General features: G+C 66.4%; 19 protein-coding genes. 13 read left to right on the top strand and 6 right to left on the bottom strand.

The genetic code is table 11. The features are described from left to right. Nucleotides 1-7: 7 nt before the first annotated feature. From bcsE to ACZ9H4_RS10610, 6 genes are read left to right on the top strand one after another with little or no spacing between them, the layout of a single operon-like run. Nucleotides 8-2,122, top strand: coding sequence for a cellulose biosynthesis protein BcsE (bcsE, locus tag ACZ9H4_RS10635; RefSeq protein WP_476118993.1), 2,115 nt, complete (start codon nt 8-10; stop codon nt 2,120-2,122). Continuing rightward, on the top strand, nt 2,122-2,328 hold the full coding sequence (locus tag ACZ9H4_RS10630) for a hypothetical protein (RefSeq protein WP_476118992.1): 207 nt from the start codon (nt 2,122-2,124) through the stop codon (nt 2,326-2,328). Before bcsE ends, ACZ9H4_RS10630 begins: the two co-directional genes overlap by 1 nt. Beyond that, entirely contained in the window at nt 2,325-3,113 is a 789-nt protein-coding gene (gene bcsQ / locus ACZ9H4_RS10625; RefSeq protein ID WP_408327456.1) for a cellulose biosynthesis protein BcsQ, read from the top strand. Before ACZ9H4_RS10630 ends, bcsQ begins: the two co-directional genes overlap by 4 nt. After that, nucleotides 3,110-5,716: a UDP-forming cellulose synthase catalytic subunit gene (gene bcsA / locus ACZ9H4_RS10620; RefSeq protein WP_476118990.1), complete on the top strand. Its 2,607-nt coding sequence runs from the start codon at nt 3,110-3,112 to the stop codon at nt 5,714-5,716. The genes bcsQ and bcsA overlap by 4 nt, the downstream gene beginning before the upstream one ends. 42 nt (nt 5,717-5,758) lie before the next feature. Then, the gene (gene bcsG / locus ACZ9H4_RS10615; protein ID WP_408327461.1) at nt 5,759-7,309 is read left to right on the top strand and encodes a cellulose biosynthesis protein BcsG; all 1,551 of its coding nucleotides are present in this window, start codon (nt 5,759-5,761) and stop codon (nt 7,307-7,309) included. Beyond that, entirely contained in the window at nt 7,306-7,611 is a 306-nt protein-coding gene (locus ACZ9H4_RS10610) for a hypothetical protein (protein ID WP_408327463.1), read from the top strand. Before bcsG ends, ACZ9H4_RS10610 begins: the two co-directional genes overlap by 4 nt. 75 nt (nt 7,612-7,686) lie before the next feature. Here the strand turns inward: ACZ9H4_RS10610 and ACZ9H4_RS10605 are convergent, their stop codons facing one another. Beyond that, the gene (locus tag ACZ9H4_RS10605) at nt 7,687-8,304 is read right to left on the bottom strand and encodes a LysE/ArgO family amino acid transporter (RefSeq protein WP_408148844.1); all 618 of its coding nucleotides are present in this window, start codon (nt 8,302-8,304) and stop codon (nt 7,687-7,689) included. Between the two features lie 100 nt (nt 8,305-8,404). Here ACZ9H4_RS10605 and ACZ9H4_RS10600 point away from each other — a divergent pair, with 100 nt between their 5' ends. Beyond that, the gene (locus ACZ9H4_RS10600; RefSeq protein ID WP_408148842.1) at nt 8,405-9,298 is read left to right on the top strand and encodes a LysR family transcriptional regulator ArgP; all 894 of its coding nucleotides are present in this window, start codon (nt 8,405-8,407) and stop codon (nt 9,296-9,298) included. A gap of 38 nt (nt 9,299-9,336) precedes the next feature. Here ACZ9H4_RS10600 and ACZ9H4_RS10595 read toward each other — a convergent pair whose 3' ends face one another. Continuing rightward, nucleotides 9,337-10,287, bottom strand: a complete 951-nt coding sequence (locus ACZ9H4_RS10595; RefSeq protein ID WP_408327468.1) for a LysR family transcriptional regulator — start codon at nt 10,285-10,287, stop codon at nt 9,337-9,339. A gap of 118 nt (nt 10,288-10,405) precedes the next feature. Between ACZ9H4_RS10595 and ACZ9H4_RS10590 the strand changes: the two genes are divergently transcribed. Beyond that, nucleotides 10,406-11,578, top strand: a complete 1,173-nt coding sequence (locus ACZ9H4_RS10590) for a M20 aminoacylase family protein (RefSeq protein ID WP_408148838.1) — start codon at nt 10,406-10,408, stop codon at nt 11,576-11,578. Between the two features lie 83 nt (nt 11,579-11,661). Then, nucleotides 11,662-13,041, top strand: coding sequence for an MFS transporter (locus ACZ9H4_RS10585; protein ID WP_476118989.1), 1,380 nt, complete (start codon nt 11,662-11,664; stop codon nt 13,039-13,041). 234 nt (nt 13,042-13,275) lie between these two features. Here the strand turns inward: ACZ9H4_RS10585 and ACZ9H4_RS10580 are convergent, their stop codons facing one another. Continuing rightward, nucleotides 13,276-14,529 (bottom strand): MFS transporter, encoded by a 1,254-nt coding sequence (locus ACZ9H4_RS10580; protein ID WP_408148834.1) that lies wholly within the window; start codon nt 14,527-14,529, stop codon nt 13,276-13,278. Then, nucleotides 14,526-15,491 carry a PRC-barrel domain containing protein gene (locus ACZ9H4_RS10575; protein ID WP_476118988.1) on the bottom strand — a complete coding sequence of 322 codons (966 nt, stop codon included), beginning with the start codon at nt 15,489-15,491 and terminating at the stop codon, nt 14,526-14,528. Before ACZ9H4_RS10575 ends, ACZ9H4_RS10580 begins: the two co-directional genes overlap by 4 nt. A gap of 481 nt (nt 15,492-15,972) precedes the next feature. Here ACZ9H4_RS10575 and ACZ9H4_RS10570 point away from each other — a divergent pair, with 481 nt between their 5' ends. Then, nucleotides 15,973-17,355, top strand: coding sequence for an NCS2 family permease (locus ACZ9H4_RS10570; protein ID WP_408148830.1), 1,383 nt, complete (start codon nt 15,973-15,975; stop codon nt 17,353-17,355). Between the two features lie 358 nt (nt 17,356-17,713). Continuing rightward, nucleotides 17,714-18,451: a DUF899 domain-containing protein gene (locus ACZ9H4_RS10565; RefSeq protein ID WP_408148828.1), complete on the top strand. Its 738-nt coding sequence runs from the start codon at nt 17,714-17,716 to the stop codon at nt 18,449-18,451. Between the two features lie 70 nt (nt 18,452-18,521). Here the strand turns inward: ACZ9H4_RS10565 and ACZ9H4_RS10560 are convergent, their stop codons facing one another. Together ACZ9H4_RS10560 and ACZ9H4_RS10555 are read right to left on the bottom strand one after the other, a co-directional pair. Further along, entirely contained in the window at nt 18,522-18,704 is a 183-nt protein-coding gene (locus tag ACZ9H4_RS10560; RefSeq protein WP_408148826.1) for a hypothetical protein, read from the bottom strand. A 109-nt stretch (nt 18,705-18,813) separates the two neighbouring features. After that, nucleotides 18,814-19,728 carry an NAD-dependent epimerase/dehydratase family protein gene (locus ACZ9H4_RS10555; protein WP_476118985.1) on the bottom strand — a complete coding sequence of 305 codons (915 nt, stop codon included), beginning with the start codon at nt 19,726-19,728 and terminating at the stop codon, nt 18,814-18,816. Nucleotides 19,729-20,169: 441 nt separating this feature from the next. Between ACZ9H4_RS10555 and hutH the strand changes: the two genes are divergently transcribed. Together hutH and hutC are read left to right on the top strand one after the other, a co-directional pair. Next, nucleotides 20,170-21,690 carry a histidine ammonia-lyase gene (gene hutH / locus ACZ9H4_RS10550; protein WP_408148822.1) on the top strand — a complete coding sequence of 507 codons (1,521 nt, stop codon included), beginning with the start codon at nt 20,170-20,172 and terminating at the stop codon, nt 21,688-21,690. A gap of 24 nt (nt 21,691-21,714) precedes the next feature. After that, on the top strand, nt 21,715-22,410 hold the full coding sequence (gene hutC / locus ACZ9H4_RS10545) for a histidine utilization repressor (RefSeq protein WP_408148821.1): 696 nt from the start codon (nt 21,715-21,717) through the stop codon (nt 22,408-22,410). Nucleotides 22,411-22,483 lie beyond the last annotated feature (73 nt).

Here is a 22,483-nt window from a genome sequence, read left to right as displayed (position 1 = left end):
TCCACGCGTGAGCACCGTTTCGAATCCACTCAAGCCTGCGGCGCCCGGCGCCTTCGTGCGCGGCTGGCTGCAAGCCTTCGGCCGCGCGGGCTCGCGAGCGGCTGCGCGCAAGCTCGGACGCCTCGCGCTCGACGCGTTGCCCGACGAATGGGCCTCGCTCGAAGCGGGCAAGCTCTACGCGCTCTATGCGGCGCCGCGTACGCCCGGCGCCGATGCGCTGATCTGGCAGAGCGCACGCGCTGCGCAAACGCGCGATGTCACGGTCGTGCTCGCACGCGAGCGCGCCGACGTAGCGCAGCGTCTGCGCGAACTCGGCTTTAGCGCGAACGCACCGGCTTCGGGCTGGCCGCGTCATCTGAGCGTGCTGGCGATGCCGCAGGCCGTCGGCGAGGCGGTCGAGGCGGTCGATGCGGTCGATGCCACCCAAGCGAGCGCGCCGCGCGCCGCACCCGTCGAACTCGCCAGGGTGTTCGGCGGTCTGCGCGCGCTCAAGCGCTTCGGATTCCGCTCGCGCTCGCTGTATTTCATCGAAGGTGCCGAGCGCTGGTTCAGCTGGGACGACGCCCGCGCGCTCGCCCGCGAGGGCCGCATGCTGGCCAACTGGTGCGCGGCGCGCAACATCACGCTCGTGCTGCTGCTCGGCGCGCCGTCGGGCGAGGCCGACCTCGACGACACCGATTGGCTCGCGACGCGCACAGCGGCGGACAACGCGGCCGCGCAGTATGACCGCAACGAATTTCACGCCGCGTGCGCCGGGGTCGCGCACATGGAGCACACGCACGGCGAGTTGTTGTGGCAGGTCGACTTCTGGCGCTCCGATCGCACGCTCGTGACCGGCGAGGTCCGTGCGCTGCGGTTCGCCGAGAGCGGCCGCCTGGGCGTGGCGGCCGATGCGCCGGGCGGCGTGATCGCACTCGGCGACGGGTTGCTTGCGCGCGACGAACAGCGGGTCGTGGTGAGCCGCGCGGTCGTGCGCGGCCATGAGGCGTGGGTGCCGCCGCACTGGGAAGTGCTGGCCGATCAGGCGGCGGTGCTGGCCGCCTGCGCCGATGCCCAGGCGGCGACCGTGGTGCTCGACTACGCGGGCGGCGCGCAGCTCGACGCGCTGTGCGCGGCGGTCCATGCGCTGCGCCGGCAGGCGGGGCGCGCGCTGAAGATCGTGATTGTCGAACGCGGGGAGGTGCTGCGTCATCAATACGAGCTGCTGGTGCTGACGCTCGGCGCCAACCTCGTGCTGGGGCGCGATCTGCCGTTCTCGCGCATGCAGTCGCTGCTGCAATCGCTGCAAGGGCAGCTTCATGCGCGGCCGGTCGCCGCCGACTATCGCGCCGCGCTCAGCGCCGCGTTGAGCGACGCCGTGCTCGGCTATTTGCCCGCCGGCGCGTTCTGCGAGCGCGTGCGCACCGTGCTCGAACGCAGCGCGGTGCTGCAGTTGCCGCATGTGCTCGTCAAGTTGACGCTGCTGCCGCAGTGCGCGCATGTCGACGCGTTGCGGCATTGCGTGCCGCGCCGCGAGGGCGATGTGTTTACCGCCGACGCGTCGCATCTGTACGTGTTCCTGTTCGCGTGCCGGCTGGCCGATGCGGATGCCGCGCTGGCGCGCATCTTCGATGTGCCGGTCGAGCGGATTGCGGATGCGCTCGTGCATCTGGCGGAGCAGAGCATCGGCGATGAGCTGGCTGCGCTGGACGCGGCGAACCGGCGCGCGCGGATTGCTGACTACAGCGATCTGTTCGCGGCACCGGTGCGCGCGAGCGGCGCCGAGGGACTGAGGCAGAGTTTGCGGGTCGAACAGAGGGCGTTGGGCGCGGCCGAGCTGGCGGCAGCGGAGCAACTCGCGACGGTGGAAAAGGCGCTGACGTGGGCACGTGATGAGGCGGCGGAGGGTGCGGCTGCGTTTGCGGACAACGGCGCGGCGAAGACTGCGAACGCCGCGAACGCCGCGATCGCCGAGCGCGCGCAGACCGCCGAAGCGACGCAACGCAACGCAGCGCTCCCAGGCGCGTTGCCACAGAAAAGCCAGGCCTCGAGCGCATCGCGCCCAACCACGCCCCGCGCGACACCACCGCGCCGCCACGCCGAACCTTACGCGATGCCGCTGCGAAACAAGGAGCACGAGTGATGGAATTTCTACTGACCTGTTTCGCCGCGGGCGTGGTCATCGCGGTGCCGGTATGGATCGTCTGGCAGCGCGGCGGCGCGCGTCGCGGGCTCGCGGCGATGCGCGGCTTCGATCCGCGCGACGCGGTGCGCTGCGATATCGAACCGGTCGCGCTGCGCGCCCGGCTGCTGCCCGACGCGCAGCGCGTCGACGAGGCCACACGATGAAAACGATCGCCGTCGTTTCCACCGCCGGCGGCACGGGCCGCACGACGCTGAGCGCCGCGCTCGCGGTATTGCTCGCGCGGCGCGGCGCTCAGGTGGTCGCACTCGACTTCGATCCGCAGAACATGCTCGGCGTGCATCTCGGGATCGACGGCCTCGCGCCCGCCGGGCTCGCGCAAGCGCTGCTCGACGAGACCCATGCGTGGCACGCGCATACGTGGCGCAATGCCGAGGGCGTGCTGTTCGTGCCGTACGGCGAGGTCTCGCTCGCACACAGCGCGCGCTGCGATGCGCGGCTTGCCGCCGAGCCGCGATGGCTCGCGAGCGCGCTCGCGCAACTCGATTTGCCGCGCGATGGCGTCGTGCTGATCGACACCGCCCGATATCCCTCGCAGCAGGCCGCGCAGGCGCTGCGCTGCGCCGACCTGGTGCTGTGCGTGACGCCGCCCGAACCGGCCGCCTGCGCGACGCTCGTCGCGCGGCTCGATGACTTGCGGCGCGACGGCGCGACTCTGAGGATCATCGTGAACCGCCTGAACCCGGCGCGCGACATGCAGCGCGACGTGCTCGCGATGCTCGCGGCGGCGCTCGGCGATGGTCTGCCGCTCGCGCAGCGCGTGCATCTCGATGTGGCGATGCCGGAGTCGTTCGCGCGCGGTACGTGGCTCTTCGACGATGCGCCGCATTCGCAGGCATCGCACGATCTGCATGGCCTTGCCAACTGGCTCGACGCGTGGGTCGGCGGGACATCGGCGACGCTCGCGCGCCGCGCAGGCGAGGCGGCATGAACCGGCCGATGAACGGCGACACGGGCGAGCGGGGCGAGGAGTCCGGCCTGGCGCCCCACGCCACCCCAACCCCCACCGGCGCCACCGCCCGCACCCGACGTCAGCGCACCGTCGACTGGCTCGCCCGCAACCTCGGCGTCCCCGTCAACCGCACACCGCTCGACTGGTTCGTCCGCCTGATGTTCCAGCCGCCTTCACCGGGCAAGCCCGACTACCCGCGCCGTTGGATCAGAGCCGTCGTGCTGCATCTCGCGCTGCAATGGGGTGTGCTCGAACCCCACCGCCCGCGCGCCTGGCTGTGGCGCGCTTTCATCCGCGCGCCGCGCCTGTCCGAGCGAAGCGCCGCCGCGCAGGTGCGCGCCGTGCTCGCGTGGATCGACCGCTGGCTGGTGCCGGTGCTATTGCGCTGGCGCCGCCTGCGCCGCCGTATCGAAGCGATGCTGCCGCGCCTGCCGTGGCAGCGCTGGGGCGCGCAACTCGAAAGCGGCACGCAGCGCGTCGGCCACATTCGCTGGCTGCTGCCGCTCATCGTGCTGGCGGGCGCAGTCCTGTGGACGATGATCGGCACCTCGCCGTTGTCCTCGGATGGTCAGTTCGAATTCTTCGCAGTGCTGGTGGCCGTCGCACTGATCTTGCGCCGCTTCCCTGGCCGCATGCCGGTGCTGATCCTGACGACACTCGCGTTGCTCGCGATGGCGCGCTATGTCTGGTGGCGCATCACGCAGACGCTGTCGTTCCAGACACCGGGCGAGGCGATTCTCGGCTATCTGCTGTTCGGCGCCGAAGCGTATACGTGGGTCATTCTGCTGCTCGGCTTCGTGCAGACCGCGTGGCCGCTGAACCGCGCGGTCGCCGAACTGCCCGCCGATACCGCGAACTGGCCGAGCGTCGACATTTATATTCCGACCTATAACGAGCCGCTGTCGGTGGTGCGGCCGACCGTGTTCGCCGCCCAGGGCATCGACTGGCCGGCGGACCGGCTGCGCGTGTATCTGCTCGACGACGGCCACCGCGAAGAATTCAGACAGTTCGCGCACGACAGCGGCATCGGCTACCTGACCCGCGACGACAACCGGCACGCGAAGGCCGGCAACATCAACCGCGCCCTGGAGAAGACCCACGGCGAGTACATCGCGATCTTCGATTGCGATCACGTGCCGACGCGCTCGTTCCTGCAAACCACGATGGGCACGTTCCTGCGCGACGCCCGTTGCGCGATGGTGCAGACGCCGCATCACTTCTTCTCGCCCGACCCGTTCGAGCGCAACCTCGGCACGTTCCGCCGCGTGCCCAACGAAGGCAACCTGTTTTACGGGCTCGTGCAATCCGGCAACGATCTGTGGAACGCGTCGTTCTTCTGCGGCTCGTGCGCGGTGATCAAGCGCACGGCGCTCGAAGAAGTGGGCGGCGTCGCGGTGGAGACGGTCACGGAAGACGCGCATACCGCGCTCAAACTGCATCGGCGCGGCTATACGACCGCTTATCTGCCGACCGTGCAGGCCGCCGGTCTCGCCACCGAAAGTCTCGCGAGCCACATCAAGCAGCGCACGCGCTGGGCGCGCGGCATGGCGCAGATTTTCCGCATCGACAATCCGTTTTTCGGCCGCGGCCTGAGCTTCTTCCAGCGGCTCTGTTACGGCAACGCGATGCTGCATTTTTTCTACGGTATCCCGCGGCTCATCTTCCTGACCATGCCGATGGCGTATCTGTTTTTCCAGATGTATTTCATCAACGCGTCGGCGACCACCATCGCCGGATTCGTGCTGCCGTACATCGTGCTCGCCAACATCGCGAACTCGCGGATGCAGGGTAAATTCCGCCACTCGTTCTGGGCCGAAGTGTACGAATCGGTGCTCGCCTGGTATATCGCGCTGCCGACCACCATCGCCTTCTTCAGTCCGAAGCACGGCCAGTTCAACGTGACCGACAAGGGCGGCCGCATCGACGAAGGTTATTTCGACTGGGCCGTGTCGAAGCCGTATCTGGTGCTGCTCGGACTGAACGTGTGCGCGCTGGCGGCGGGCGTGTACCGGCTGATGTTCGGCCAGGGCGACGAGACCGCGACGATCCTGATGAACGTGTTCTGGACGCTCTACAACCTCGTGATGCTCGGCGCGGCGGCGAGCGTGGCGCGTGAGGCGAAGCAGGTGCGCGTGACCCATCGTATCGCGATGCGCGCGGCGGCCACGCTGCTGCTCGCGGACGGCACGACGCTCGCGTGCACCACCAGCGATTACTCGACCGGCGGACTCGGTCTCGAAGTCGATCCGGCATTGCGGCTCGCGCCCGGCGACAGCCTCGGCGTCTGCCTGAGCCGAGGCGACCGGCAATTTCATTTTCCCGTCTACGTGAGCCGTTTCGTCGGCAAGCATCTGGGCGTGCGCTTCGACGGCCTGACGCTCGAACAGGAACGGCAGATGGTGCAATGCACGTTCGGCCGCGCCGACGCATGGCTCGACTGGGACGAGCAAACCGTCGAGGACACCCCGCTGCGCGGCCTGAAGGACGTGCTGACGATGGGCATCGAGGGCTATTCGAGGCTGCTGACCGGCGTGCTGCGCGTGTGCCAGTCGCTGCTCGCGCTGGACCGCACACGCTATTAATGCCGCTGGCGTGCGCGCCCGGCCAATGTGAGAACTCTGTTCATGACTTTGTGGAACCTGTACTTCATCGTCAAGCTGTACCTGTTCGCGGGCGGCCATCTGCAACCGCTGTGGCTCGTCAACCTCGGCTTCGCGTTGCTGCTGGCCGCGAGCGCGACGCTCAGGCATCGCGGCCTGCGCGTGTTGCGCAACCTGCTCGGCCTCGCGATCGGCATACCGCTGATGTACCACGAAGCGAACGTGCCGCCGTTCGCGCGTCTGACCGAAGAATTCGGCAACCTCACCACCTTCAGCTTCGGCTACTGGGTGGAGCTCGCGCAGCGTTTCCTGCCGCCGATGCTGCTGCTCGGCGCGCTCGGTGGTCTGGTCGCCTATCTGATCGTGAACCGCTGGCTGCGCGTCGCGACCTTCGTGCTGATCGCGCTGGTCGCGATTCCGATGTGGCAGGAGGGCAGCACGGTGCTGGCGCAATGGCGCAGCGCGCCCGTGGCGGCAGCATCGGGCAATGCGCTCGCCGCGCAGCCGCTCGACCATAACGCGGCGCTCGCCGCATTCCGTACGCAGGAGTCGCAGCGGCAGGTCACTTTCGGCCATCTCGGCGCCGATCCGAACACGCAGTTCGACGTGATCGTGCTGCACATCTGCTCGCTGTCGTGGGACGACCTCGATGCCGTGAAGGCGCGCAATCACCCGATGCTGAGCCATTTCGACTATCTGTTCACGAACTTCAGCACGGCGGCGAGCTATAGCGGACCGGCCGCGATTCGCGTGCTGCGGGCGAGCTGCGGGCAGGAGGCGCACGCGGACCTTTACAAGGACGCGCCGCAACAGTGCCACCTGCTGGCCGATCTCGCCCAGGCGGGTTACACGCCGCAGACGATGCTGAACCACGACGGCCACTTCGACAACTTCCTGCAACTGGTGCACGACAACGCCGGCGTGCCGAACGTGCCGATGATTTCGAACACCAGCGTGCCCGTCGCGATGCACGCGTTCGACGGGTCCGCGATTCGCGACGATTACGCGACGCTCGCCAACTGGTACGCGCAGCGCGCCAGCACACCGGGACCGGTCGCGCTGTACTACAACACGATCAGTCTGCACGACGGCAACCGTCTGCCGAACAGCAGTCTGTCGAGCCTCGATTCGTACCCGCAGCGCGTGAACAAGCTGATGAGCGACTTCGACCGGTTCGCGGATCTGATCGCGGCATCGGGCCGGCGCGCGGTGATCGTGTTCGTGCCTGAACACGGCGCGGCCTTGCGCGGCGACGCGAACCAGGTGGCCGGCCTGCGCGAAATTCCGACGCCGCGCGTCATCCATGGTCCGGCGGGTGTGCGGCTGGTCGGCTTCCAGGGCAACCATGGACCGACGACGGTGATCGACAATCCGTCGAGTTTTCTCGCGCTCGCGCAACTGCTGTCGAATCTCGTGTCGAACAGCCCGTTCAAGCCGGGCGTGACCTTGTCGCAGTACGCGATGAATCTGCCGCAAACGCAGATGGTCGGCGAAAACGAAGGGACGGTGACGATGAAGACGGCATCGGGCTATGTCGTGAAGACGCCGGACGGCGTATGGGTGGATGGCAAATGACGGCGGCGACTACGAAGGATGACGGCAAGACGGCTTCGACGGCGGCGGTGAAGACCGCAGGGAAAGCCGTCGGGCATGCCGCTGAAAATGGCGGCGGCTGGCCGGTGGACGATATCACCGGCCTCGCGCGCCGCTTGCCCGAAGTCGATCCGGCCCGTTACTTCGACGGGCAGGCGAAGGAGGCGTTTCAGCAGTCTTTGATGCGGTGGCCGGTGCTCGCGCGGCTCATGAAGCTCGTGCCGGCCGAGGAAGCAGACGCGCTCGCCGGGCATGACCCGGCGCAGAAAGTGGCGGTGGAATAACGGCGCTTCGTGGGCGTTTGCGCATGCGGCGCAAGGCGGCGCGCTGAACCACGCCTTCGCCGCAACGGATCGCGATTACCGCAACTGGGTCACCGCAAGCAGCAACACCATGCTGCCGATCGCACCGTCCAGCACGCGCCATGCGGTCGCCCGGCGAAACAGCGGCGCCAGTGCGCGCGCTCCGTAGCCGAGACCGACGAACCAGATCCCGCTCACCGCCATCGCGCCGAGCGCAAACGCGAGCCGAGCGTCTTGCGGCTCGCGCGCGCCGGCCGTGCCGATCAGCAGGAAGGTGTCGAGATACACGTGCGGATTGAGCCAGGTGAGCGCGAGCGTCATCAGGATGATCGGCATGGCGCGTTGCGCGGGCGGCGCGCCGTTCGCCTGGGCGTCGAGCACCGCATGCCCGGGGCGCACGGCGCGGCGCAGCGCGTTGATGCCGAACCACGCGAGATAGGCGAGCCCGACGTACAGCATCGCATGGACGAACACCGGGTAGCGTTCCACCAGCACCGAGGCGCCGCCCACGCCCGCGCCGATCAGAATGAAGTCCGACAGCGCGCACAGCACGACGATCTTGCCGACATGCGAGCGCAGGATGCCTTGACGCAGCACGAACGCATTTTGCGCGCCGATGGTCACGATCAGCGATGCGCACAGGGCGGCGCCGTGAGAAAAGGATAGCCAGTTCATAAAAACGAATCCAGTAGACGGAAGAAGCCAACGGGGCTAGTCTGCGGTTTTGCATCTCATAAGAGAAGCTAATTTACTTAATGCCGATTAAGGAACGCTAATGCTCGACTATGCGTTGCTCGACGCGCTGGCCGCCGTGGTGCGCCACGGTTCGTTCGATCGCGCGGCCAGCGAACTGAATGTCACGCCGTCGGCGGTGTCGCAGCGGGTCAAGCTGCTGGAGGAGCGGGTGGGCAGCGTGCTGGTCAAGCGCGGCCAGCCGTGCGTCGCGACCACCTCCGGCGCGCTGTTGTGCCGGCACACCGAACGCGTGCAATTGCTCGAAGCGGAGTTGACCGGCCGCCTGCCGGCGCTGCCCGGCGCGCTGGTCGAGCCGTGGCCGGCGTTGCGCGTGGCGGTCAACGACGACAGCGTCGGCACCTGGTTCATCGACGCGGTGGCGCCGTTCTGCTCGGAGCGCGAGATGCTGCTCGATCTGGTGATCGACGATCAGGATCACACGGCGGAGCGGATTCGCGACGGCAGCGTGCAAGGCGCGGTCACGACCCAGGCCGAACCGGTGCAAGGCTGCCGCTCCACGCGGCTCGGACGGATGCGTTATATGGCGGTCTGTTCGCCGGCGTTTTTCGCGCGCTATTTCGCCGACGGCGTCACGCGTGACAGTTTGCGCGGCACGCCGTGCGTCGATTTCAATCCGAAGGATCAGTTGCAAAAGCGCTTCATGCGCCGCATCACGCGCGCGGAGCTCGATCCGCCGTTGCACTGGATTCCCCACGTCGCCGGCTTTTTGCGGGCCTGCGTGACGGGCCTCGGCTGGGGCATGTGTCCGGAGCGGATGATCGCCGCGCATCTGGCGAGCGGCGAACTGATGGAGATGGCGCCGGGCAAGCACATCGACGTCGATCTGTACTGGCAGAGCTGGCGCCTGTCGATCGGCTGGCTCGACGACTTCGGCGTGGTGTTGCGCAAGCGGGCGGCGGAGTTTCTCGATTGACCGACCGGGCGCGTCGCGCCGAACCGCGCCCGCCACCCTCAAAGCAGCAACTCGATCGAATGAAACAGCCGGCGCTGCTCCGGGTCCTGCGAGCTCGCCCCTGCGTCGATCACTTCGCGCAGGCAGTCGAGAAAGCACTGAGCCGCCGGACTGGTCGGCGCGCCGCGCCGTGAGGTGATGCTGACGATGGTTTCATCGACCGTCTCGCGCAAGGGCAGCGCCCACAGGTTCTCTTTCGCGAGCGTCACTTCGACGAGCGGCCACGGAAAGATGCTGAGCATGTCCGTGTGCGCGAGCAGCCCCAGCACGATCGACAGTGAATGCGCGAGATGAATGGTGTGCGGCACGCGCATGCCGCGCTGGCGGAACAGGTTGTCCGCGATCGACTCGCGGCTTGCGGGATCCCAGTTCAGCACCCACTCCGCGTCTTCGAGTTCGAGCAGCGTGCGGCAACCGGCCAGCGGATGATCACGCCGCGCGACCACCGCCGAATGCGTCGAGAAGAGCGGCACGTTGTGAAACTCCGATTGCGGCGACGCGGGCGGCGGCCGGCCGATCGAAAAATCGAGGCTGCCGTCGCGCAGGCGCGGCTGCACCACCGCGAGCAGGCCTTCGAAAAACTCCAGCTGAACTTCCGGCATGCGTTGCCGGAACCGCTGCACGGCGGGCGGCAGAAAGGTCAGCGCAACCCATGGCGTGACGCCGATCGACAGCTTGCCGGCGGCCGCGCCGCGCAGCGCTTCGATCTCCGCCTGCGCGCGCTGCAATTGCCCGAGCACGAGGCGCGCATGCACGACCAGCGCGCGGCCGAACTCGGTGAAGGCGACGCCGCTCGCGCTGCGCACGAGCAGCGGGGCGTGCAGATCGGCTTCCAGTTCGCGCATCGCCTTGGTCACGGCGGCCGGCGAAAGGCCCAGCGCGCGTGCCGCCGCCCGGATACTTCCGGTATCCGCAATGGCCGCCAAGGTACTGAGTTGATGCAGTTTCATCTAAAGAAGGTGCGATGAGGGTGGCAACCAGGAGTTGCTGCCGCAACGATTCTACGCCTGCCGCCGGAAAATCGGCGTCGCTATGCTGGGTTCACGCTTTCATCAACGGAGACGACACGTGAACACCATGGCCATCCCGGCGGGCATCGCCGAACTCGAAGACGAAATGATCGCGCTGCGCCGCCGCATTCACGCTCAGCCGGAGCTGGCTTACGAGGAATTCGCCACCGGCGACCTCGTGGCCGAACGCCTGCGGGAGTGGGGCTACACGGTGCATCGCGGATTGGGTCAGACGGGCGTGGTCGGGCAGTTGAAGGTCGGCAACGGCACGCGCAGGCTGGGTCTGCGCGCCGACATGGATGCGCTGCCGATTCACGAAACCACCGGCTTGCCGTACGCGAGCACGGTGCCCGGCAAGATGCACGCGTGCGGCCACGACGGACACACCGCGATGCTGCTGGCCGCCGCCAAACATCTCGCGCAGGAAAAGGGCTTCGACGGCACGTTGAACCTGATTTTCCAGCCCGCCGAAGAAGGCCTGGCCGGCGCGAAAAAGATGCTCGAAGACGGCCTGTTCGAGCAGTTTCCCTGCGACGCGGTGTTCGCGATGCACAACATGCCGGGCTTTCCCACCGGCAAATTCGGCTTCCTGCCGGGCTCGTTCATGGCCTCCTCGGACACGGTGATCATCACGGTGACGGGGCGCGGCGGCCACGGCGCGGTGCCGCACAAGGCCGTCGATCCGGTCGTGGTGTGCGCGCAGATCGTGCTCGCCTTGCAGTCGATCGTCTCGCGCAACATCGCGCCGCTCGACATGGCGATCATCACCGTCGGTGCGATTCACGCGGGCGAAGCGCCCAACGTGATCCCGGAGACCGCCGAGATGCGCCTGTCGGTGCGCGCGCTCAAACCCGAGGTGCGCGACTACCTGCAGGAGCGCATCACGGCGGTGGCCACCGCGCAGGCCGCCGTGTTCGGCGCGCGTGCCGAGGTGGATTATCAGCGCCGCTATCCGGTGCTCGTCAACGACGTGCAGATGACCGGCCTCGCGCGCCAGGTCGCGCTCGACTGGCTCGGCGAAGACGGCTTGATCGCCGATATGCAGCCGCTCACCGGCAGCGAGGATTTCGCATTCCTGCTCGAACGCTGTGCGGGCAGCTACCTGATCATCGGCAATGGCGATGGCGAGGGCGGCTGCATGGTCCACAACCCGGGCTACGACTTCAACGACGCTTGCCTCGCCACCGGGGCGGCCTACTGGGTGCGACTCGCGCAGACGTTTCTGGTTTGACGCGGGCACGGTATGCCATAGCAGGCCATGCGGACGCTAGCGCGATGCGCTGCGTCAGCAGCAAGCACATCACGGAGAGACAGATGGACTATTCCGCCACACCGCAACCCGCAGGCGCCGATGCGCCCGGCAGACAGAACGCGTCGGCCGCAGGAAAGACCATAGCGCCGGCCGAGCGCATGCATCACGCGAAAGCGATTGCCGCGATCACGCTCGGTAACGGTCTCGAATTTTTCGACTTCACGATCTACAGCTTCTTCGCGACGATCATCGGCAAGCTGTATTTCCCGGTGGAAGGGCAGCTCGCGCAACTGATGCTGGCGGTCGGCACGTTCGGCGTCGGTTTCATCATGCGGCCGGTGGGCGGCGTGGTGCTCGGCGGCTATGCCGATCGCGCGGGCCGCAAGGCGGCAATGAGTCTGACGCTGTGGCTGATGACGCTCGGCTCCGCGCTGATCGCGTTTGCGCCGACCTATGCGGCGATCGGTCTCGCCGCGCCGCTGCTGGTGATTCTCGCGCGGCTGATTCAGGGTTTCGCGCTGGGCGGCGAGATCGGCGCGTCGACCTCGCTGCTGCTCGAATACGGCAGCGACAAAACGCGCGGGTTCTACGGCAGCTGGCAGTTCGTGAGCCAGGGCTTGAACACGGTGTGCGGCTCGCTGCTCGGCGTCGCGCTGGCGGCGTGGCTGTCCACCGACGCGCTCGAAAGCTGGGGCTGGCGCGTGCCGTTCGTGATCGGCATGGCGATGGGGCCGATCGGCATTTATATCCGGCGTCATCTGGATGAGACGCTGCCCGGCATCGAGGACGGCACGGCGCCGCAGGCCGCGGCCGTCGCTCAAGTGCCGGCTTCGCAGCCGGTGCGCAAGCTGTTTCGCGACCATTCGCGCGTCATCACGATGGGTGTGCTGACGACGATCGGCGGCACCGCGGCGAATTACATGGTGCTGTTCTATCTGTCCACTTACGCGATCCGGATCCTGCATCTGCCGATGTCGTCGGCGCTGTGGGCCGCGTGGGCCGCGGCGGTGGTCACGGTGATCTGTTCGCCGTTCGCCGGCGCGCTGTCCGATCGCGTCGGACGCAAGCGCGTGCTGTGGGTGTCGCGGGTGTTGCTGATCGCCGCGGTGTATCCGGCTTTCATGATCATCAATGCCGTGCCGACGGTGCCGGTGTTGCTGTCGGTGGTGGCGGGGCTCGCGGTGCTGGTCGCGTTCACGGCCGTGCCCAATATCGTGATGCTGCCTGAGATGTTTCCGCGTGCGATTCGCGCAACCGGCATGTCGATCGTTTATTGCCTCGGGGTGTCGATCTTCGGCGGCTTCGCGCAGTTCTTCGCGACGTGGCTGATTCAGATTTCCGGCAACAATCTCGCGCCGGCGTGGTATCTGATCGGCTGTGGGCTGGTGTCGCTGCTGCCGTTGCCGTGGATGCGTGAGACGGCTGGCCGGGCGATTGATTGAGGCGCCGGGTGGGACGCGCGGCGCAATGCTTGCGGTGTGGGTCGTGTCGTACCTGAAGAGGGCACGGCCAGATTGAAAAAGAGCCGCGATGAAAATTCATCGCGGCTCTTTTTCACATGCGGCGAGCGGTTTCGTTGCGGTTCGATGCACCTCAACGCACTCCCAGTGCCATACCTGACGAGCGACCTAAGTGGCCCGGCCGCGCATGCGCGTTCGCCTGCCACCCGTCCGCCATCACCTCGCCGCTGATTTTTCTCCATCGGCCAGCGGCGCATCACCGGCTGCCGACGCATCACGCGTCTCGGGCATGGCCGCCCACACGAGCAGCACGGCCAGCGCACCCGCTGCGGCGAGACCGAAGAAGCTGACCGCATTGCCGAAATGATCCGCGACGAAACCCGCGGCCGTCGTGCTCAACGTCGCCCCGATCCCCGCCGCCAGCCCGAAGAGCCCGATACACAGGTTGTAGCGGCCCTTGTCGCCGGCGACGTCGGCGGCAATCAGCGGCAGCATCACGCCGAACACCGCGGCGCTCAGACCGTCCAGCATCTGCACCGGCACCAGCAGATACGGGCTGCTGATTCCGGCGAACAGCAACGCGCGGATCGGCAGCGCCGAAAAGCCGAGCAGCAGGATCGGCCTGCGTCCCCAGCGTTCGGCGGAGCGCCCGACCCACGGCGACATCATCGCGACGATCGCCTGCGGCACGATGATGCACGCCGCGATCACGAGCTGCACGTTGTCGCCCATGCCGGCCGTCACTTCGCCCGCGGCCAGATTCAGCATCGCCGCGTTCGACAGATGGAACAGCACGATGCACGCCGCGAACAGCAGCATGCGCTTATCGCGCAGCAGTTCGCGCAGGCTCTCGCGCCGTTCGAGCTGCTGCGGCGTGGGCGCGGCCTTCGGCAACTCGACCGTATCGGTGCGCTGGATCATCGACAGCGCGATCAACGCGGGCACCGCGAGCCCGGCGGTCAGCCAGAACACCGCGCGCGGCGAATAGTATTCGCCGAATACGCCCATCAAGCCGGCCGCGACCGCACTGCCGATCGACGCCCAGCGCGCATTGCGCCCGAGCCGGTCGCCGAGATTCGCGCGCCCCACCAGCGCGAACGAAATCGCGGCGAGCGCCGGCGTCAGCATGCAGCTCGCGAAGCCGTGGAAGACCTCGGCGGCGATCACCGGCAGCACCGTCGGACTGGCGGCCAGCAGCACCGCGCTCAGGATGATCGCGATGATCGCCCACGCGGCCGCGCCTTTCTTGTTGCGCAGCGCGTCGACCGCGGCGCCGCCCGGCACCTGGCTCACCATCGCGCTGATGGTGCCGACCGAGAGCGCCATGCCGATCTCACCCTGGGTCCACTTATGCGACGCGAGATACGACGCGATGAACGGCCCGAAGCCCGTCTGCACGTTGGCGACGAAAAAATTAAGCCAATCGAGCGCGCGCAGACTGCGCGCCGTGACCATCGTGCGGCCGATCATCGGGCCGCCCGTGCGTTGGATACCGCGATGGCCGTCGACGCGGCAGGCGCCGACGCGGCGGCTGGCGCAGGCGTCGGTGCGGGCGCGGGCGGCGGCGCTGGAGACACCGCGCGAATCGGCTTGTCGTTGGCGTAGGGCGGCGTCGCGTTGATCTGCGCGTCGCTCAGATCGATGAGCGGACGCAGTTCCTTATCGCGCGTGACGAAGCGCAATGCCGACCAGTTCGCGGCAATCGTGCGCCGCTCGGTGCTGACCATGCCGTTGACGTCGAGCACGACGGCCTGCGGTTGCGCGTTGCCGTCGATCAGCACGTCGATCACGCGGCCGACCTTGGCGCCGTTCGAACGCTCGACGGTGGCGTCGATCAGCGGCATCTGCACGACATTGGATTTGGCCGGGCCGGTGGGCACCGCCGCGGCGTTGAGCGTGATCGGCGCGGATTTGGCGGTGGGCGTGAAGCGGAACGCGCCCCACGGGAAGTTCACCTTGCGGTCGCCGACACCGAGGAAACCTTGCAGATTGACGACCATCTCGCGCGGCTTGCCGAGGGCGTCGGCCGTCATGTCGACGGCGCGGCCGACCACCTTGCCGTCGGGCTTCTGCACTTCGCTGTCGAGCAGCGCGTGCGCCTCGTTGCGCTCGATCGTGCGCAGCACGATCAGCGGCGCGGGAGGAGGAGGCGGCGGCGCGGGCGTGGCGACCGGCGGCGGAGGTTCGACCTTGTGCGGCTTGACGACCGGCTTCTTCGGCTTTTTCGGCTGCTCGGGTTCGTTCGCCTCGGTTTCGACGGGCTCGGGCTCCGAGGCCGCCACCGGCGCGCTGGCGGGTTCGACGGGCATGATCGTCGCATCGACGATCGGCGCCTGCTGCGGGCCCCACAACAGGCTGCAGCCGGACAGCGCGAAAAGCGCGACAGCGAGGATCAGCACGCGCCAGGCAGGACGCGAAAAACCGCCAGTCATCGGGACAAACTCCATGGGCCGGTGCGGACGGGCGCGAGAGGCCGCCGCGGTTATCACAGGTACGGGCCAGAGTGTAACCCGCGAGCCGGGGCGGCCCCGATTTTGCAGGCATCCGCGCGCGTGTTCGCAAGCATGCTTCGTGCCGTGCGGCGCGCGTTCGTCTCGGGCCGGCGGGCTGTGAAAGCGTCGGAAAGCCGTCAGAAGCCTTTACCTCTTCATGACGAGCCGTAGGTGTAAACGCGCGGCGCGCTCGCGGCTGTGGCGTCTCCTGAACGATATAAGCGTCGTGACATGTCCGGCATGCCATCCATGCGATTGGAGACATATTTGTGTTGGCCTACATTTCGATGCAACAAAACAAGGCCACAGAAGCGAAGCACGCAGAGCGAAGCACCCACACATCAATCAATTCAACGAGACGAACCCTGACGACGGCCGCATCGACGGCCGTTTCAGCATGCTGATAAAGGAGGCACTCATCATGATGGAACCCCACGCCCAGGCGATTTCCGAAGTCGCGACCGAGTCGTTCGACGGAAAGGGCTTACTCGACCGCTATTTCGAAATCTCGTCACGCGGCAGCTCGCAGCGTCAGGAGATCGTCGCGGGCATCACGACCTTTCTCGCGATGGTCTATTCCGTGTTCGTCGTGCCGGGCATGTTCGGCAAGGCGGGTTTCGACACCAGCGCGGTGTTCGTCGCGGTGTGCCTGACCACCGCGTTCGGCTCGCTGCTGATGGGCGTGTGGGCGCGCCTGCCGATCGCGATCGGCTGCGCGATTTCGCTGACTGCGTTCACCGCGTTCGGCCTCGTGCTCGGCAAGGGGCTGCAGCCGAATGTAGCGCTCGGCGCGGTGTTCCTGATGGGCGTGGTGTTCACCGCGATCTCGGTGACCGGCGTGCGCTCGTGGATTCTGCGCAATCTGCCGACCGGCATCGCGCACGGCACGGGTATCGGCATTGGTCTCTTCCTGCTGCTGATCGCCGCCAACGACGTCGGGCTGGTCGTGAAGAATCCGGGCGCCGGCTTGCCGGTCGCGCTCGGGCAGATCACCGCGTTGCCGGCGCTGATGTCGGTGGCGGGGCTCGCGGCAATTTTCGGGCTGGTGCGCCGCCGCGTGCCGGGCTCGATCCTGATCGTGATCGTCGCGATTTCGGCGATCGGGCTCGCGCTCGATCCGGCCGTCGCATTCCATGGTGTGTTCGCGGTGCCGTCGTTGAGCGCGCCGGGCCATGCGTCGCTGATCGGCGCGATGGACATCAAGGGCGCACTGTCGATGGCCGTGCTGCCGAGCGTGCTCGCGCTCGTGATGACCGCCGTGTTCGACGCGACCGGCACGATCCGCGCGGTCGCGGGGCAGGCGGGCCAGCTCGATGCGAACGGCCGCATCATCAACGGCGGCCGCGCATTGACCGCCGATTCGCTGAGCTCCGTTTTCTCGGGCCTGCTGGGCGGCGCGCCGGCGGCGGCGTATATCGAATCGACGGTCGGCGTCGCGGCCGGCGCGAAGACCGGGATGGCGGCGGCGGTGGTCGGCCTGCTGTTTCTCGGCGTGATGTTCTTCTCGCCGCTGGCCGGCCTGGTGCCTTCGTATGCGACGGCGCCGGCGCTGATGTACGTGGGGCTGCTGATGCTGTCGAACGTCAGCAAGCTGCATATGGACGATATGGTCGATGCGATGTCGGGGCTGATGTGCGCGGTGTTCATCGTGCTGACGGCGAACATCGTGACCGGCATCATGCTCGGCTTCGCGACGCTCGTCATCGGCCGCGTGGTGAGCGGCGAGTATCGCAAGCTGAACGTGGGGACGGTGGTGATCGCGGTCGTGCTGGTCGGGTTTTATCTTGGCGGCTGGGCGATCTGAGCGGGGAGGCGGGCACGGTCGTGCGCGAAGTTGGCTACCTCTTTGCGTGACTGGAATGCAGGAGAAAGACAGTGTGAGGCGGGGCCGCTTCACATTGAGCAGGTAGTCGGTTGTTCTCCACCTTGACGCGGTGCGTCGCAGTGATCGATCTGCGGCGCACCGCGTTTTTTTGGGCCGCATGCCTGAGCGGCTGGGATGCGTCGCCGCTTGCGCGCGCGGCGAATACGCGTACTCTGTGATTGCCATCCCGGTGTCCGTTTTCGACGCGGCGCGCAGGATGATGCAACTGCCAGGGAAACGCTCGGGAAGCGTGTGAGCGCACCTGACCAACCTGCATCCAGCAGGCAAGGAGGCATAAATGGAACCGCAACACAGCATGGCCACGAGAGAGGAATGGTTCGCCGCGAGCAGAGCGCTGCTGGCCGAAGAGAAAGCACACATGCGCGCCGGCGACGAACTCGCCCGCAAGCGCCGCGCGTTGCCATGGGTCAAAGTCGACGAGACCTATTGGTTCGATACGCCGCAGGGCCGCAAGACGCTGGCCGAGCTGTTCGGCGGCCGCAGCCAGTTGATCGTTTATCACTTCATGATGGGCCCGGATTGGGAAGAGGGCTGTGTCGGCTGCTCGTTCCTGTCGGATCACATGACGGGAATCGTGACGCACCTGGAGCACCACGACGTGTCGTACGTGACGGTATCGCGCGCGCCGCTCGCGAAGATCGAGGTGTTCAGAAAGCGGATGGGATGGACCTTTCCGTGGGTGTCGTCGAGTGGCAGCGATTTCAATTTCGACTACCACGTGTCGTTCACACCCGAGCAGCTAGCCAGCAGGAAGGCCTGCTACAACTTTACCGAGCAGGACGTCGGCATCGACGAACATCACGGCCATAGCGTGTTCTACAAGGACGGCGACGGCGTCGTGTATCACACGTATTCGTGCTATGGACGCGGCGACGAACGCTTCATCAACACGTACGCGCATCTTGACGTCACGCCGAAAGGACGCAACGAAGCCAGCAATCTGACCGACTGGGTCAAACATCACGATCGTTATGAAGATGAAACGCGCGGCGGTGGTGACGCGTGCGGTGCCTGAACGGTGCAATACCGTTTGAAGTGAAGGCGTAGGCAATACGGCATGCGCGTCATGCCGTATTGCTCGCCCATCAAAGTGCCATGTCGAAGGCGGGCTTGAGGAAAAACTCGATCGCCATCACGGCGAGACCCATCGCGGCCGCGCTCAGCGTCAAGACGCCGTATTCGTCGTAGCGCGCGTCGTACAGGCACGCTACGATAAATAGAATCGCCAGCAGGTTCGTCAGCCAGTCGAAGTTCAACGCAAGGTTCATCGATAAAATCCGGGCTCGTGTGCGACCCTGATGGTCGAATCGCACGGTCAGGTGAGCGCGATTTTATCGGCACGAGCTTACGGATTCGCAACGGCCGTGCTTACACGGCTTACGACGTCTTGCTGGCGGCCAGCATGTCGTGCTCGATCCAGTCGATCACCGAAGTGCGCTTCGGCTGCCAGCCGAGCAGCTTGCGCGCGCGCTCGCCGCGCACGCGGCTGTTCGAGCCCAGACCGTACGAAGCCATTTCATAGCCCCATTCCTTCTGCGCTTCATCGAGCGGCCAGTCTTGCGGTTCGCCGAGCTTCATCACGCGAGCGATCGCGGCGCTCATGTCGCGGAACGACGCTTCGCCGCTTTCGACGAAATAGAACGTGCCCGCCGGCGTCTTCTCCAACGCGAGGCGATAGAGTTCGGCGACGTCGTCGATATGCACGTTCGACCAGATGTTGCCGCCGCTGCCGACGTGACGCACCACGCCGCTCTTTTGCGCCTGACGCTGGAGGCGCGGCAACTGCACGCTCGCGCTGCCGGCTACCGCGCCGTGACCGTAGATCAGCGTGTTGCACAGCACGGCCGAGCGGATGTTCTGCTGCGCGGCGTCGAGCACCCGTCGATCGATTGCGACGCGCGCCGCTTTGTCAGCGCCCGGCGTGGGCAGCGCGTCTTCGTGATAGATGCGCGCCTCACCCGCTTCGCCACCCGACGCATCGCCGACGATGCTCGAACCGCTCGTATGCAGGAACGGCTTGCCGGAACCGGCCAGCCCTTCGATCAGCGCCTTCACCGCGCCTTCATGGTCGCTGCTCGCGGCATTGATGACGGCATCGGCGGCTTGCGCTTCGGCGATCAGCAACGCGCGGTCGTCGAGCGTACCGATGACCGGCTCGATGCCGTGACGCTGCAACTCGGCGCTGTGTTCGGGTTTGCGGATCAGGCCGCGTACCTGGTGGCCGGCGCGCACGAGATGCGCCGCGATCGAACCGCCGATAAACCCGCTTGCGCCCGTGATGAAAATTTTCAAGACGTTCTCCCTGGTGGAAACACGATGACAGGCATGCAGTATCCGCCGTCCTGATTCTCGCAAAAAGTGTGTTGGTCTCAAATCAATCTTGATTTGAAATCAACAATGGGAACACGCGCGGACGAGGGACTGGGGTTCGCGAGCCGGCTCTCCTATAACTTTCCTGAGGTGCAGCCGGGCTGCGTGGGACGAGGGCCGCGGCTGAGTGTTTTTTGTCCGGCTGGCTTCGCGCATGATGAAGGTGTATATACAAGTTCATTGCCCTCACGCGGCAACCCAAGCCGAACGAACCCGCGCAGGGATACCACTTCTAAAGGCAAGTAGGCCCACCCAATCGACCCTTAATGGAAATCCCCAGGCCGGATTTATAAAAAAGAAGTTGTATATACAAGACCTCGCCGCTAGACTTCTCTGAAATTGTATAGACAGGACAACGACACCATGATTCTGACACCCGGCTACCTGACCCTCCCGCAACTGCGCCAGATTGCACGTGAGCACATCACGCTGCAACTCGACCCCGCCAGCCACGCCGCCATCGACGCCTGTGCGCAAGCCGTCGCCGACATCGCCGCGAAGGGCGAGCCGGCCTACGGTATCAACACGGGCTTTGGGCGCCTCGCGAGCACGCATATCCCCCGCGACCAGCTCGAACTGCTGCAACGCAATCTCGTGCTGTCGCACGCGGTCGGGGTGGGTGAGCCGATGTCGCGTCCGGTCGTGCGTCTGTTGATCGCGCTGAAGCTGTCGAGTCTCGGCCGCGGCCACTCGGGCATCCGCCGCGAAGTGATGGAAGCGCTGATCACGCTGTATAACGCCGACGTGCTGCCGGTGATCCCGGTCAAGGGTTCGGTCGGAGCATCGGGCGACCTCGCGCCGCTCGCGCATATGTCGGCGACGCTGCTCGGCGTCGGCGAAGTGTTCGCGAAGGGCGAGCGCATGCCGGCCACCGAAGGTCTCGCGCTCGTCGGCCTGAAGCCGCTCACGCTGCAAGCGAAGGAAGGTCTCGCGCTGCTCAACGGCACGCAGGCGTCGACCGCGCTCGCGCTCTACAACATGTTCGCGATCGAAGACCTGTACCGCACCGCGCTGGTGGCGGGGGCGTTGTCGGTGGATGCGGCCATGGGTTCGGTCAAGCCGTTCGACGCACGCATTCATGAACTGCGCGGCCATCAAGGCCAGATCGACGCGGCGGCGGCTTACCGCTCGCTGCTGCAAGGCTCGGGCATCAACGTCTCGCACGCCGATTGCGACAAGGTGCAGGACCCGTACAGCCTGCGCTGCCAGCCGCAAGTCATGGGTGCGTGTCTCGACCAGATGCGCCACGCGGCCGACGTGCTGCTGCTGGAAGCCAACGCGGTCTCCGACAATCCGCTGATTTTCCCGGACACCGGCGAAGTACTCTCGGGCGGCAACTTCCACGCCGAGCCGGTCGCGTTCGCCGCGGACAACCTCGCATTGGCCGCCGCCGAAATCGGCGCACTGGCCGAGCGCCGCATCGCATTGCTGATCGACGCGACGCTGTCGGGTCTGCCGCCGTTCCTCGTGCGCGACGGCGGAGTGAACTCCGGCTTCATGATCGCTCACGTGACGGCCGCCGCGCTCGCCTCGGAAAACAAGACGCTCGCGCATCCGGCCTCGGTCGATTCGCTGCCGACCTCCGCGAATCAGGAAGACCACGTGTCGATGGCGACCTTCGCCGCGCGCAAGCTCGGCGACATCGCGGAGAACACCGCGAACATCCTGTCGATCGAACTACTCGCCGCCGCGCAAGGCGTCGATCTGCGCGCGCCGCACAAGACCAGCCCGAGCTTGCAGAAGGTGATGGACGCGGTGCGCAAGGACGTCGCGCACTACGAACTCGATCACTACTTCGCGCCGGACATCGCGGCGGTCACGAAGCTCGTGCAGGACGGCACGGTGGCGAAGCTGAGCCCGTTCTCGTTCGTGTCCGAGCAGTAAGTTGTGAATACGCGGACGAGGCCAATGAACGCACCGGCTTATCAGGGCATCAAGGACTTCATCCTCGCGCGCATCCATGCGGGCGAGTGGGGTGAAGGCGACCAGGTGCCCTCCGAAAACGAGCTCGCACGCGAATTCAACGTCGCGCGCATGACGGTCAACCGCGCGTTGCGCGAGCTGACCTCGGAGCAGGTGCTCACCCGCGTGCAGGGCTCGGGCACGTTCGTGGCGCGTCCGAAGTACGAATCGACACTGGTGGCCATCCGCAGCATTTCCGATGAAATCGTCGCGCGTGGCCATCGCTATCAGGCGAAGGTGTTGCACATCGGCGCGAGCATCGCCGACGCGGCGCTTGCCGAGGAGATGCAGGTGAGCGCGGGCAGCCCGGTGTTTCACTCGCGCGTGCTGCATTTCGAAAACGACGAGCCGGTGCAACTCGAAGAGCGCTGGGTCAACCCGGCCGTCGCGCCCGACTACGCATTGCAGGACTTCACGAACACCACGCCGAACCAGTATCTCGTGCGCGTCGCGCCGTTGCAGCGGGTCGAGTACCGGATCGAGGCGCTGGCGGCGGATGCCGACACGCGCGAACTGTTGACGATGGACGAACTGGAGCCGTGTCTCGTGCTGCATCGGCGCACGTGGTCGCAAAGCCAGGTCGCCTCGATTGCCAATCTGTGGCACCCCGGCAGCCGTTACCGCTTCACCGGACATTTCTGATTTCGCTGTTCCCGACTTTTTGCCGACGCATTCCCAGAATCTCTCCCGAACATTTTCCAGCCTTCCGAGGGCC

The sequence above is a fragment of the Paraburkholderia sp. TE9906 genome, assembly GCF_056279605.1.
This window is presented reverse-complemented; position numbering and strand designations above follow the sequence as displayed.

Coding starts and splice junctions, on each gene's coding strand:
- ACZ9H4_RS10630 (WP_476118992.1), top strand. CDS start 2,122: ATGGAATTTCTACTGACCTGTTTCGCCGCGGGCGTGGTCATCGCGGTG.
- bcsQ (WP_408327456.1), top strand. CDS start 2,325: ATGAAAACGATCGCCGTCGTTTCCACCGCCGGCGGCACGGGCCGCACG.
- bcsA (WP_476118990.1), top strand. CDS start 3,110: ATGAACCGGCCGATGAACGGCGACACGGGCGAGCGGGGCGAGGAGTCC.
- bcsG (WP_408327461.1), top strand. CDS start 5,759: ATGACTTTGTGGAACCTGTACTTCATCGTCAAGCTGTACCTGTTCGCG.
- ACZ9H4_RS10610 (WP_408327463.1), top strand. CDS start 7,306: ATGACGGCGGCGACTACGAAGGATGACGGCAAGACGGCTTCGACGGCG.
- ACZ9H4_RS10605 (WP_408148844.1), bottom strand. CDS start 8,304: ATGAACTGGCTATCCTTTTCTCACGGCGCCGCCCTGTGCGCATCGCTG.
- ACZ9H4_RS10600 (WP_408148842.1), top strand. CDS start 8,405: ATGCTCGACTATGCGTTGCTCGACGCGCTGGCCGCCGTGGTGCGCCAC.
- ACZ9H4_RS10595 (WP_408327468.1), bottom strand. CDS start 10,287: ATGAAACTGCATCAACTCAGTACCTTGGCGGCCATTGCGGATACCGGA.
- ACZ9H4_RS10585 (WP_476118989.1), top strand. CDS start 11,662: ATGGACTATTCCGCCACACCGCAACCCGCAGGCGCCGATGCGCCCGGC.
- ACZ9H4_RS10580 (WP_408148834.1), bottom strand. CDS start 14,529: ATGATCGGCCGCACGATGGTCACGGCGCGCAGTCTGCGCGCGCTCGAT.
- ACZ9H4_RS10575 (WP_476118988.1), bottom strand. CDS start 15,491: ATGACTGGCGGTTTTTCGCGTCCTGCCTGGCGCGTGCTGATCCTCGCT.
- ACZ9H4_RS10570 (WP_408148830.1), top strand. CDS start 15,973: ATGATGGAACCCCACGCCCAGGCGATTTCCGAAGTCGCGACCGAGTCG.
- ACZ9H4_RS10565 (WP_408148828.1), top strand. CDS start 17,714: ATGGAACCGCAACACAGCATGGCCACGAGAGAGGAATGGTTCGCCGCG.
- ACZ9H4_RS10560 (WP_408148826.1), bottom strand. CDS start 18,704: ATGAACCTTGCGTTGAACTTCGACTGGCTGACGAACCTGCTGGCGATT.
- hutH (WP_408148822.1), top strand. CDS start 20,170: ATGATTCTGACACCCGGCTACCTGACCCTCCCGCAACTGCGCCAGATT.
- hutC (WP_408148821.1), top strand. CDS start 21,715: ATGAACGCACCGGCTTATCAGGGCATCAAGGACTTCATCCTCGCGCGC.